General features: G+C 75.0%; 10 protein-coding genes. 1 reads left to right on the top strand and 9 read right to left on the bottom strand.

Annotation, left to right across the window (positions count from 1 at the left end):
• Positions 1-33 precede the first annotated feature (33 nt).
• Genes ABD324_RS24340 through ABD324_RS24315 form a run of 6 tightly spaced genes read right to left on the bottom strand, consistent with a single transcriptional unit; the run spans position 34 to position 6,409 of the window.
• Entirely contained in the window at positions 34-894 is an 861-nt protein-coding gene (locus ABD324_RS24340) for an SMP-30/gluconolactonase/LRE family protein (RefSeq protein WP_344421434.1), read from the bottom strand.
• A complete protein-coding gene (locus ABD324_RS24335) occupies positions 891-2,465 on the bottom strand; it encodes an AMP-binding protein (RefSeq protein ID WP_344421431.1) in 1,575 nt (524 codons plus the stop codon). Before ABD324_RS24335 ends, ABD324_RS24340 begins: the two co-directional genes overlap by 4 nt.
• Positions 2,462-3,496 carry an acyl-CoA dehydrogenase family protein gene (locus ABD324_RS24330; protein WP_344421428.1) on the bottom strand — a complete coding sequence of 345 codons (1,035 nt, stop codon included), beginning with the start codon at positions 3,494-3,496 and terminating at the stop codon, positions 2,462-2,464. The genes ABD324_RS24335 and ABD324_RS24330 overlap by 4 nt, the downstream gene beginning before the upstream one ends.
• Positions 3,489-4,628: an acyl-CoA dehydrogenase family protein gene (locus ABD324_RS24325; RefSeq protein WP_344421425.1), complete on the bottom strand. Its 1,140-nt coding sequence runs from the start codon at positions 4,626-4,628 to the stop codon at positions 3,489-3,491. The genes ABD324_RS24330 and ABD324_RS24325 overlap by 8 nt, the downstream gene beginning before the upstream one ends.
• A gap of 2 nt (positions 4,629-4,630) precedes the next feature.
• Positions 4,631-5,404, bottom strand: coding sequence for an enoyl-CoA hydratase-related protein (locus ABD324_RS24320; protein WP_344421422.1), 774 nt, complete (start codon positions 5,402-5,404; stop codon positions 4,631-4,633).
• A 30-nt stretch (positions 5,405-5,434) separates the two neighbouring features.
• Positions 5,435-6,409, bottom strand: coding sequence for an LLM class flavin-dependent oxidoreductase (locus ABD324_RS24315; protein ID WP_344421419.1), 975 nt, complete (start codon positions 6,407-6,409; stop codon positions 5,435-5,437).
• 159 nt (positions 6,410-6,568) lie between these two features.
• Here ABD324_RS24315 and ABD324_RS24310 point away from each other — a divergent pair, with 159 nt between their 5' ends.
• Positions 6,569-6,880 (top strand): Dabb family protein, encoded by a 312-nt coding sequence (locus ABD324_RS24310; RefSeq protein ID WP_344421416.1) that lies wholly within the window; start codon positions 6,569-6,571, stop codon positions 6,878-6,880.
• 11 nt (positions 6,881-6,891) lie between these two features.
• Here ABD324_RS24310 and ABD324_RS24305 read toward each other — a convergent pair whose 3' ends face one another.
• Genes ABD324_RS24305 through ABD324_RS24295 form a run of 3 tightly spaced genes read right to left on the bottom strand, consistent with a single transcriptional unit; the run spans position 6,892 to position 11,767 of the window.
• Positions 6,892-7,650, bottom strand: coding sequence for a GNAT family N-acetyltransferase (locus ABD324_RS24305; protein WP_344421411.1), 759 nt, complete (start codon positions 7,648-7,650; stop codon positions 6,892-6,894).
• Entirely contained in the window at positions 7,647-8,726 is a 1,080-nt protein-coding gene (locus tag ABD324_RS24300) for a class I SAM-dependent methyltransferase (RefSeq protein ID WP_344421408.1), read from the bottom strand. Before ABD324_RS24300 ends, ABD324_RS24305 begins: the two co-directional genes overlap by 4 nt.
• A 53-nt stretch (positions 8,727-8,779) precedes the next feature.
• Positions 8,780-11,767, bottom strand: a complete 2,988-nt coding sequence (locus ABD324_RS24295) for an ATP-binding protein (RefSeq protein WP_344421405.1) — start codon at positions 11,765-11,767, stop codon at positions 8,780-8,782.
• Positions 11,768-11,883: the final 116 nt, after the last annotated feature.

The following is an 11,883-nucleotide window of genomic DNA, read 5'->3' as shown; positions in this document are numbered from 1 at the left end:
TGATCCTAGAGCGGGGGAGACCACGGCCGGGGCTCAGGCGGGCGCGCCGGTCCGCCCCACCGACGCGGTGGCGATGGACCCCTTCGACTGCCCCTGCACGAACTCCTCGAGCGTGGTGGCGTTGCAGCTCATGTAGAGCGTGCCGAGATCGTCGCCCCCGAACGCACAGGCCACCGCCTGCGCCCCGGTCACGGGCACCTTGTCGGTGAGCTCGCCGCCCTCGACGACGCGGTAGAAGCCGGCGCCGGGCTCGGGGGTCAGCGCGTTGCCGAACCAGACGCCGCCGTCGGTGTCCAGCGCGATGCCGTCCGGCATGAAGCCGTCGGGGAGCTGCGCCCAGACGTGCGGGTTCGACAGGGTGCCGTCGGGCGCGCGGTCGTAGGCGGTGATGCGGGACAGGAAGGTCTCCGCCAGCAGCAGGCGTCCGTCCGGGGTGAGCGCCATGCCGTTGGGGAACAGGACCGGTGCGTCGACCGGGCGGACCGTCCCCTGCGGGTCGATGTGGGCGAGCACGGTCGGCTTCGGGTCCTCGCTCCCGATGGCGAAGCCGAAGTTGCCCGCGTAGGCGTGCCCGTCGGGGGCGACCAGCAGGTCGTTGCCGGGGCCGCCCGCGAACGCGCTGAAGTCCGCGTAGGTGCTCAGCGTGCCGTCCGGGCCGATCCGCAGGACGGTCGCGTCGGACTGGGAGACGACGAGCGCGGTGCCGTCGGGCAGGAAGCCCAGGCCCGAGGGCGCGCCCGGGACCTCGGCGACCGTTGCGGCGTCGCCGTCGGCGGCGAAGGTCAGCACCTTTCCGGTGAAGAAGTCGCTGGCCCAGAGGGCGCCGTCGTGCCAGCGCAGGCCTTCGAGGAACTTGTGACCGGTGGCGAACTCGGTGGTGGTGTGCAGCTTCATCGCGTCACTCCGTTCTCACGTGCCAGCTCTCGGAGCCGGAACTTCTGGATCTTGCCACTGGGGTTGCGGGGCAGGGTGTCGAGCAGGATCAGCCGCTCGGGGAGCTTCTGGCGGGCCATCCGGCGCCCGGTCAGGAAGTCGACGAGCTCGGGCAGGGTCGGCTCGCCACCCGCCTCGGGGACGACGACCGCGCAGACCCGCTCGCCCAGTACGGGGTCCGGTGTGGACACGACCGCGACGTCCGCGACGGCGGGGTGCTCGAAGAGCTGGTCCTCGATCTCCTTGGCGCTGATGTTCTCGCCGCCGCGGATGATGATGTCCTTCTGCCGTCCGATGATCTCGACGTAGCCGTCCGCGTCGATGCGCGCCAGGTCGCCGGTGTGCAGCCAGCCGTCGTCGGTGAAGGCCGTGTCGTTGAGCGAGGCGTCGAGGTAGCCGAGGAACAGCTCGGGGCCGCGGACCTGCAGCTCGCCGTCGGCGGCGACCCGGACCTCGGCGGGGCCGATCGGCCTGCCGTCCGTGCCGGCCCGCTTCGCGACGGGGTCCGCCGCGGTGCAGGCGGTCGCGGTCGGGTACTCGGTGGACCCGTAGCCGCGGGTGACGGTGCAGCCGAGCGCCGTGGTCGCGGCCCTGACCAGCTCCGGCGGCACGTCGGCGCCGCCGCAGGCGAAGACGCGCAGCGAGCTGACGTCCCGCTGCGGGAGCGACGGGTGGTGGACGAGCCCGTGGAGGAAGGGGGTGGCGGCCACGGTGAAGGTGCACCGGTGCTCCTCGATGAGCTCGAGCGCCCGGCCCGGCTCCCACACGTCGAGCAGCACGACCGTGCTCCCCAGCATGAACGGCAGCTGCAGCCCGTAGAGGACGCCGATGATGTGGCCGACCGGCGAGGGCATGAACACGACGTCCGCGGCGGTGAGGCCGAAGAAGTCGATCATGCTGCGGTTCTCGTGGTCGAGGGTGTCGTGGCTGTGCAGCGCCCCCTTGGGGGCGGACGTGGTGCCGGAGGTGTAGAGCAGCAGGGCGATGTCCGACGAGGAGCGCGCGGCCTCGACCGGATCCGCCCGGCCCTCGGCGAGCAGGTCGTCGAAGGCCGGCGGCCCACCGCCCACCACCACGACCGTCTCCAGGGTGGGGACCTCGGCGCGGATCTCGTCCAGCATGGCCGGGTAGTCGAAGGTGCGGAACGAGTGCGGGACCACGGCCACCTTCGTTCCCGCCTGGCGCAGGATGAACGCCGTCTCCCGGTGCCGGTAGATCGGGATGATCGGGTTGCTGACGGCCCCGGCCCGGATCGCGGCCAGGTGCACGACGATCGCCTCCGTCCAGTTGGGGAGCAGCCAGGACACGACGTCACCGGGTCCGACCCCGCGGCCGCGCAGGGCGGAGGCGAACCGGTTCACCGCACCGTCGAGCTCGCCGTAGGTCCACCGTCGACCACGGTCGACGACGGCGACCGCCGCCGGTGTCCGGATGGCGGCCGCGGCGAGGTAGGAGTCGACCGGGTTCCCCGCCCAGAAACCCGCCTCGACGTTGTGCCGGGCCTGCTCGTCGTCGAGCCGGGTCGCCTTCACCGCTGCCTCTCGTGGGTCAGGAGCCCGGCACCGATCCGGCGCTGCAGCTCGGTCGCGTCGCCGTACCAGCCGCGCAGGGCCAGGGCGCGCCGGTAGTACCAGCTGACGTCCGCCTCGGTGGTGAAGCCCATGCCGCCGTGCAGCTGGATCGCGTCCTCGCAGACCCGGGCGGCCGCCTCCGCGGCGTGGGCCTTGGCCGTCGACGAGACCAGCTCCAGGTCGGAGCCCGATGCCTCGCCCGCGTCGTCGAGCGCGGCCGCGCAGAGGTTCTGCAGGCCCGCCGACCGGGCGGCCATGTCCGCGGCGAGGTGCTTGACGGCCTGGAACCCCCCGATCGGTCGACCGAACTGCTCGCGCTGACCGACGTACCCGACCGTGCGCTCGAGCGCACCCCGGGCGAGGCCGCTGAGCTCGCAGGCGAGCAGGAGCCGGGCCCACGCGCGGATCCGGCCGACCAGGTCCGCGCCCGGGACGAGGGTGTGCGGGGTGGCGCCGTCGAAGGACACGCGGGCGAACACCGTCCCGGGATCGGCGCTGTCGACCGGTTCGGTCCGCACGCCGGACGCGGCAGGGTCGACGAGGCACACGGTCTCGCCGGCGACGACCACGAGCACGCCCGCCTGCGCGGCGAAGCGCACCGCCTCGACCGTCCCGGTGAGCTCCCGCCCGGTCAGCGAGACCGAGCCGACGTCCGCCGCCCAGTCGTCCGTGACGCCGGGGTCGACGAGCGCGGGCGGTTGCCCCGCCGGGTCCAGGCCCCCGACCAGCGCCGGGAGCAGGCTGTACTCGAGCTGCGGCCCGACCACGAGGTGGCGCCCGTACTCCACGAACAGCGGGCCGAGGTCGGACAGCGGCGCCCCGATCCCGCCCTTCTCCTCGGGGACGGCGACGGAGTACCAGCCGAGGTCGGCGAGCTCGGCGGCCAGGCCCGCGTCCCAGCCTCCGCCGTCGAGGAGCTTGCGCCGGCGGTCGCCGTCGTAGGTGCGGGTGAGGTAGTCGTCCACGGCGGACGCGAGCTCGTGCTCAGCCACGGGGCAGCCCCAGGAGTCGTTCGGCCACGATCGTGCGTTGGACCTGCGCGGACCCGCCGTAGATCGAGGCGGCCCGCGAGTACAGGTGGTCGTGCGCCCAGCGCTCGGAGTGCAGACCCGTGGGCCGGGAGCCGGGCAGCGCGCGGAGCGGGCCCAGCAGGCCGGCGATCTCGGCGAACACCGTCTGCTCCACGTCGTTGAGCACGAGCTTGTCGACCGAGTCCAGCGGCGTCGGACCCGTGTCGGCGAGCAGCCGGTCCGTGGTCTGCCGGGTCTGGGCGTCCAGGACACGCATGGCGACGTGCGCACGGCCGATCGCGGCCCGCGCCCGGTCGCCGAGATCGTCGCGTCCGCGGAGCGCCTCGACGGCGTCCTCGAGGGCGACCTCCAGCTCCACCCGGCGGCGCAGGGTCGCGCCGCCGCGCTCGCTGCCGAGGGTGTGGGTCGCGATCGGCCAGCCCTCGTTCTCGGCGCCGAGCAGGTTCGGTCGGGGCACCCGGACCTCGTCGAGGAAGACCTCGCAGAACTCCCGGTCGCCGGTCATCTGCCGGATCGGCCGGACCGTGATGCCGGGGCTGGTCATGTCGACGAGCAGATAGCTGATCCCCGCCTGCTTGCGCACCGACGGATCGGTCCGGACCAGCAGGGCGCACCACTGCGCCTCGTGTGCCCAGCTGGTCCAGATCTTCTGTCCGGTGACCACATAGGAGTCCCCGTCGGCGACGGCGCGGGTGCGCAGCGAGGCGAGGTCGGACCCGGCGTCGGGCTCGGAGAAGCCCTGGCACCAGATGTCCTCGCCGGAGAGCAGGCGGGGGAGCAGCTCCCGGCGCTGCGACTCGGTGCCGTAGCGGTCGATCGACGGTCCGACGACCTCCAAGCCGATCAGCCCGATGGGCTGCGGTGCCCGGGCCCGCACGAGCTCCTCGACGAACACCAGCTGGTGGGCATGGGTGAGGCCGCCGCCGCCCGCGTCCGGCGACCAGGCGAGGCCGAGCCAGCCGGCCTCGGCCAGGGTCCGCTGCCAGCGCCGCAGCACCGCGAACCGGCTGTCGAGGTCCAGCGGGACCTTGGGTGGATCGGCCTCCGCCAGCCATGACCGGGCGCGCACCCGGAAGTCCTCGAGCGTCTCCATGCTCACCGTCCCGTGTAGACCGGTTCGCGCCGCTCGAGGAACGCGTTCACGGCCTCCTTGGAGTCCTCGTAGCCGGAGAGCTCGCGGGTCTGGCTCTGCTCGAACTCGTAGCCGGTCTTGAGGTCGCGGTACTCGATGCCGTTGAGGCTGCGCTTGGCCAGCCGGAGCGTGACCGGGCTGTGCCGGGCGATCGACCGGGCCAGCTCGCGGGCGCGGTCGATCAGCTGCTCCTGCGGGACGATCTCGACGATCCCGCCGTAGGGCAGCAGCCGCTCGGCGGGGTAGAGGTCGCCGGTGTAGTGCATCAGCCGCACCATCCCCTGGGGCACCAGCCGGGAGAGGTGCTTCGCACCGCCCAGCACCCCCACGTTGACCTCGGGGGTGGCGAACCGGGCGCCCTCGGCCGCGACGACGAGGTCGCACGAGGCCGCGATCGCCAGGCCCGTCCCGACGGCGACGCCGTGGACCGCGGCGATCACCGGGTACGCCGAGTCGTAGATCGCCCAGAACGCCTCCCGGGCGCGCTGCAGCTGCTCCGGGGCGTTCTCCGGGTCGAGGGTCTGGAAGGCGGCGAGGTCGTTGCCGGCGCAGAAGTGCTTCCCCCGCCCGGCGAGCACGACGACGCGCGCCTCGGGGAGGTGGCGCTCCAGGTCGCCGAAGAACGAGCGGATCTCGCGGTAGAACTGCTGGTCCACCGCGTTCACCGGCGCGCGGTTCAACCAGACGGTGGCGACCGGGCCGTCGGTCTCCCACTCCAGGAACTGCAGGTCTGTCATCGGTCGGTACTCCTCTCGGCGGGGAGGGGCTCAGCGGTGGAAGGCGCCGGCGAACGCCTCGAGCTCGCGGGGGATGTCGCGGCCCGCGGGCTGGAAGTGGACCCAGTGGCACTCGGCCTTCTCGAGCTCCGCGAAGCGGTCGCGCCACTGGTCGCGGGTCAGGGCGAGCCCGGCCGCGGTCACCACCTCGCCGGTGACGAAGGGCCGGTCGATGTCGTTGACGCCCACCACGTGCCGGTCGTGCAGCGCGATGTGGCGGACGTTCTCGGGGATGTGGTCGTAGGCCGCGGCCCACGTGTGTCCGGCCTCGCCGAGCAGCTCGTCGATCACCCCGTGCTCGACGGCCCAGTGCAGGAAGAGCCCCGCACCGTGGCCCGCGGCGTCGATCACGCGCTCGGCACCGGGGTCCTCGCCCTCGTCGAGCACCGTGCCGATCAGCATCATCATCTGGGCCGGGAAGTCCGGCTCGGGAGCGGTGATCCGGAACAGCTCGGCGCCCAGGTCCCGCGCGACCCCGGTGCCCTTCGGGCCCTCCCCGGCGACGCCCCACGAGACCTCGATCGGCAGCGCCGGGCCGAACCGCTCGTCGGGCTGGATGAGCTGCATGATCGCGCCCTCCCACTCGACCTGCTCGCCGCGCAGCAGGGCCCGGACGACCTCGGTGTAGTGCTTCACCTGCGCCCACGGGACCGGTGGTCGGCCCAGGGCGAGGCGGCCGGTGAAGCCGCTCCCGACCCCGATCAGCACGCGATCCGCCCCGGCCGTGTGGACCAGGGTGGTGATCGCCGACGCGGTCACCATCGGATGGCGAAGGCTCGGGATCAGCACACCGGGGCCGAGCACGATCCGGTCGGTCCGCTCGGCCGCCTGGTTCAGGATCATCCAGACGTCCGGGTACAGCGCGGGCGAGTCGTAGCACAGCGCCCTCTCGTAGCCGAGCTCCTCCGCGATGCGGATGTGCTCGGGAGTCTGCAGCGACGTGGCGAACGAGCATCCCAGCTTCATTGTCGGGTCTCCCGGTCGAAGGTGTCGGGAGCTGCAAGGTAGGGCTGTGCGGTCGGCATTGTCAATCGTGGATAACTACGGCGAAAGATCTCTGTGCTGTTCAGAGCGGTTGTCGAGCGCTAATGTCCATCACGACTCACCAGTGATGTGGAGGTGGACATGCTCGTGCACTGTCTCACGCTGAGGTTCGCGACGTCGGCGAGCGCCGCCGACGTCGAGGCGTTCCGGGAGGCGATCGCCCGCCTGCCGAGCCAGGTGGACTTCCCGATGCGGACCCGGCAGGGCCCCGACCTCGGCGAGCGCGCGACCAACGCCGACTACGCGGTCGTGAGCGAGTTCGCGGACACCGAGGACTTCCGGCGCTATCTCCTGCACCCGGCCCATCTCGCCGTGCCCCGGGACCACGTCGAGTCGGTGCACAGCGTCCAGTTCCTGGTCGGGGACGGGGAGTGGACCGGTCGCGGGGTGTGATCCGCGGTAGCTCAGGCACCCCGTGCCGGCCGGTACCAGAGCGTCCAGCGGGAGACCGGTAGGTAGCCCATCCCGCGGTAGACGGGATGGCCGTCGTCGCTGGAGATCAGGACCGCGGGCAGCGCCGGGTCGGCCAGGGTCGCGGCCCAGGTCACCGCGGCGCCGATGCCGCGGCGGCGGTACTCCGGCAGCGTGGCGACGCACTCGACGTCGACGACGCCGCGCCCCGTCCAGGACAGCGCGGTCGCCACGGCGTGCCCGTCGAGCCGGGCGGTCCAGAACCGCGCCGGGCCGCCGAGCAGTCCGGACGGCGCCGGCGACGCGGGGCTGGGGAACCCGGCGGCCAGGACGTCCGCCCACTCCTCCAGCCCGGCCGGGTCGCGGACCTCCTCCACGGTCACGCCGGGGGGCGGTGGCGGGGCGCCGGCGCCCGCCGCCCGGACCATGAAGTGGGGGTGCCCCATCAGCTCCAGGCCGTCGGGGCGCAGGTCCGGCGTGGGGTGCGGGGTCAGCAGCAGGCAGGCCCGGTCGGGCCCGACGTCGGCGGCCCGGGCCGCCTCGTGCCCCGCGGGGCCCACGGAGACGGCAGTGTTGAGGAACACGCAGGGGGACAACGCGTCCGCGACGACGAGACCCGCGACGTGCCGGACGGTGCCGCCGGCGGCCACGGCCCACGCGGCGGCCCGGTCGGCCATCGCGCGGGCGGCGGCGGCCGTGAGCGAGTCGGTGTCCGGTGTGGACGGTTCCCAGCCGGTCGTCAGCGTGCTCACCGGGAGCCCTCCAGCAGGTAGAAGCGGAACATGTCGTGCTCGATCGGCAGCACGGTGACGTCGGCGAAGCCGGCGTCGGCGGCATAGCGGCGCAACACGTCCGGGCGCAGGACCGTCCCGGTCGCGGCCGAGCCCGGTTCGCAGCGGCCGACCGGCAGACAGTGCAGGACACTGGCGGCGTAGAGGAAGCGCTGCACCGGATCCGCGTCGGGGGAGAAGGTCTCGTCGGCCCGCTCGTCCACCACCAGGACCGGGCCGGTGGTGAGCCGGCGGGCGGTGCGCAGCGCGGCGACCGGATGGGCGAGGTCGTGCAACATCTCGAACGCGAACACGGCGTCGTAGCGACCGGCCAGGGCGGGGTCCGCGACGTCGGCGACGACGAACCGCACGCGGTCGGCGACCCCGGCGGCCGCGGCGTGGGCGCGGGCGGAGTCGATCGACGCCGGGTCGGCGTCGAAGGCGTCGACGCGCAGGCCCGGGTAGCCGCGGGCGAGCGCGATCGCCGCCCAGCCCTCCCCGCAGCCGAACTCGGCGACGCTGCCGCTGCGCAGCCGGGCGTCCAGCCCCGGGACCTGCGGGAGCCAGTCCTGCACGAGCTGTCCGAGGAAGCCGGGCCGGTTGAGTGCCGCCTGCGCGTGCTGGACGCCGTAGGCGGCGTACGGCACGCCGTCCCCGGTGCGGAAGGCCTCGACCAGGGCGGGCAGCACCTTTCCGATCGACGCGGCGAAGTCCGCGAGCGGGACGAGCCGGGCCGGGCTGTCCTCGTCGAGCAGCACGGGCTCGCTGCCGGGCGGCAGGCCGAAGCGCCGCTCGTCGGGTGCGGCGGCCGGGTCGTCGACGGTCAGCAGGCCCGCGGCGGCCTGCTGCTCGCACCACTCCCGCGCGTACCGCGCGTCGACACCGGCGGCGCCCGCGAGAGCGGGGACGGTCAGGGGTGTGGCGCGCAGCGCCGCGTAGAGGCCGAGCCGGTCGCCGAGCAGGACGGTCGCGAGCTCGAAGGCGCCGAGGCCCGCCTCGAAGAGGCGGCCCGCGAGCTGTTCGGTCGGGGTGACGGTGGTGATCGGGGTGGCGGTCATGGGGTGCTCCTGTCTCTCCTCACCCCGTACGCGCCACGTGGGGCGTAGCGGTGCTACAGCCGCCAGCGCACCGGATGCTCGGGCGCGTAGCGGCAGAAGGTCCCGGTCCGCACGGCGGCGCGCAGGTGCCGCCCGAGCTCGGGATGGGCGGCGGCGACCCGGTCGACGGCGGAGCGGATCCGGTTCCCGACGGCCTTGCGGATGCGTTCGGCGTCCGAGCCCGCGGTGCGGGGCCGCCCGTCCAGGCCGGTGACGGCGGCCAGCTCGGCGAGCAGTGCGTCGCGTTCCGCTGCGGCGCGGGCGGCGCGTTCGGGGTCGTGGCCGGCAGCGGCCTCGTCGGCCTCGTCGGACAGGTCGCGCAGCCGCACCCGGTACGCGGCGACGGCGGTCCGGTCCGCCAGCGGCAGGGCGGACGCGCCGGGACCCGGCGCCCCGGCCAGCTCGGCCGCGGAGACCTCGCGGCCCGGTCGGCCGAGCAGCACGGCGAGATCGCGCAGGCCCTTGCTGTCCCGGAGCCGGGCGGTGCGGCCGGCGAAGACCAGGGTCCACACCTCGCCGTCGCGCCGGAACTCGGCCGGATCGGCCCGGTCGGCGACGGGACCGGGTGCGCCGGATGCGGTGGCCCGGGCCCGCGTCCGGTCCGCGAAGAACGCCCCGGCCCGCGCATCCGCCGCCGCGGCGGCCGCGAGGTGCGCGCGGGCGGCGCCCCGGTCCCCGCGCAGCGCCGCGAGCCGGCCGAGGAACCCGTCGACCGAGCCCCAGGTCCCGGCGACCATGCCCTCGACCGCGAACAGCCCGGCGAACGGGGTGAGCAGCGCGGACACCCGGGCGGCCAGGTCCACGTCGGCGAGCAGGATCGCGACCTGCGCGGCCTGCACCACCTCCGGCAGCCACTCGCTGTCCTGGGTGCCTCCGCCCCGCTCGTCGAGCCAGTGGCGGACGAGGTCGGCGCCGCCGGGTTCGCCGCGCAGCGTCCGCAACAGTCCGTGGGTGACGTATCCGGACGCCCCCAGGTCCGGGGCCAGCGCCAGGAATCCGGCGAGGTCGACCTCGTCGGTGCGGCCGCGGAGCAGCGCCGCGACGAACCGCTGGGTGAGCAGCAGGATCTGCGCGTTGCCGCTGCCGGACCGTGCCGCCTGAGCCTCGAGCTCGGCGTCGTACCGGAGCCGGGCGGGCTCGTCCCCGGCGGCGAGGGCCCGGGTGCCACGCCAGAGCGGCACGCACCAGCTCAGCCCGGCCTGTCGCAACGGCTCGGCCACCCGCGCGTACTCCTCGATCTCGCGGTCGACCTCGGCCCACCGGCCCGCCTCGGCCAGCGCGAGGGTCCGCAGGCGCCGGCCGAGCAGCTCGACGGTGCGGTCACGGCTGCGGCGCGCGCACGCGACGATCTCGTCCGCCGCCGTCCGGCGCTCCGCCACGTGGGCCGGACCGGCGATCGCGTCGCAGTGCGCGGCGAGTGCGGAGGCGAGCACCCGCGGGTCCCCGAGCCGGCGGGCGATCGCCACCGCCTCGCCGGCCAGCGCGGCTCGCCGGGGCTCGCCGTCGGTGAAGGCCAGCGCGACCGACAGCCGGGCCGACACCTCCGCGCGGAGCCCTTCCCGTTCCGGGGGGAGCGTGGCGAGGGCCTCCTCGAGCAGCACGCACCCGTCCGGATCGACGAGGTCGACCTCGAAACCCGCGGCGCCGCCCGTCGCGCCCAGCGCCGCCGTCGCGAGGAGCTCGGGCCGGCCGGCCCGCCGGGCGTGCACCGCCGCCGCGCGGAACACGGCCCGGGAGCGGGCCGGGTCGCCGGCGGCGAGCAGCGCGTCGCCGAGGCGGCACAGCAGCACCCCACGATCGGGTGCGCCCGGGAGATCCTCGGCGCCGAGGCGGTCCAGCGCGGTCTCGAGCGTCCGGACCGCGTCGTCGTGGGCGGCCGCGGACGTCGCGGCGGTCGCGGCCCGGACCGCGACCGCCACGGCGGCAGCCCGGTCGCCGGGCTCCCCGGACAGATCGGCGACCCGGTTGCGGTGGTGGGCGAGCTCCGCGACGTCGGAGATGCCCGCCTCGAGCCGGGTGGCGAGCGTGTACGCCGCCCTGCGGTGCAGGTCGAGCGCCGTCGCCGCGGGGGTGAGCTCCCGCAGCGTCTCCCCGACCAGCGCGTGGGGGAAGCGGTGCCGGCCCTCGTGCGCCACGGCGAGCCGGGCGGTGACGGCCGGGGCGAGCGCCTCGGCGACCTCGGCGACGGCGACCTGCGCGACGGCGCCCAGCAACACGGCGTCCGTGCCGGCCGACGTGCCGGCGTCCAGCACGGCAGCGGCCCGCAGGACCGCGAGGGATCGTGGGTCGAGCGCGGCGAGCCGCCGCTCCAGGACGGCCCGCACCCCGCCGGGGAGCGCGTCGGCCGCGTCGGACCGTCCCATCCGGACGATCTCCGCGGCGAAGAACGGGTTGCCGCCGGTCCGGTCGTGCAGGGCGCGCGCGGCGTGCTCGTCGACGGTCTCGCCGGTGGACTCCCGCACGGCCGCCCCGAGCTCGGCGGAGGTCAAGCCGGACAGGACGATCCGGCGCTCCGCCGCCATCGTCGCCATCCCGCCCGGCTCGGAGTCCCGGTACGTCCCGAGCACCAGGACCGGGGCGTCGCCGAGATGGGCGGGCAGCGCAGCGAGCAGCCGCACCGAGTCGGGATCGGCCCAGTGCAGGTCGTCGATCACGAGCAGCACGGGCCCGGCCTCGCGCAGGGCTGAGGACACGGAGTCGAACAGCAGGAATCGCGCCTGCTCGGGATCGGCGTCGGACGGGGTCAGCGCCCCGCCGCGACCGAGCCGCGACAGCAGCTGCGCCCAGGGCCAGTAGGGCGGCGTGCCCCCCTCGGCCCGGCAGGCGGCCCAGGCCGTCCGCAGCCCGGTGGCACGCATGCGGGCGACGAACTCCGCCGCGAGGGTGGTCTTCCCGATCCCGGCCTCGCCGGCGAGCAGGACGGTCCGGGCGCACCCGGACCGTCCCAGCTCGGCCGCCACGGCCTCGAGCTCGCGCAGCTCCGCGTCGCGGCCCACCAGCATCCGAGCAGACTAGGCCGCATCGGGCCGGCCCGTAGAGGGTCTCGAACGGGTTGTCCGTCTCGGCCCGCCGGGCCCGGGCGAGCCCGGGGCGGGCCGAGAGGTCGCGGCGTACGGCC

Origin of the sequence: Pseudonocardia ailaonensis (genome assembly GCF_039531635.1) — a bacterium.
Classification (GTDB): domain Bacteria; phylum Actinomycetota; class Actinomycetes; order Mycobacteriales; family Pseudonocardiaceae; genus Pseudonocardia; species Pseudonocardia ailaonensis.
Note: the sequence above shows the minus strand (reverse complement) of the source record. Positions and strands in the feature narration are given on the sequence as shown.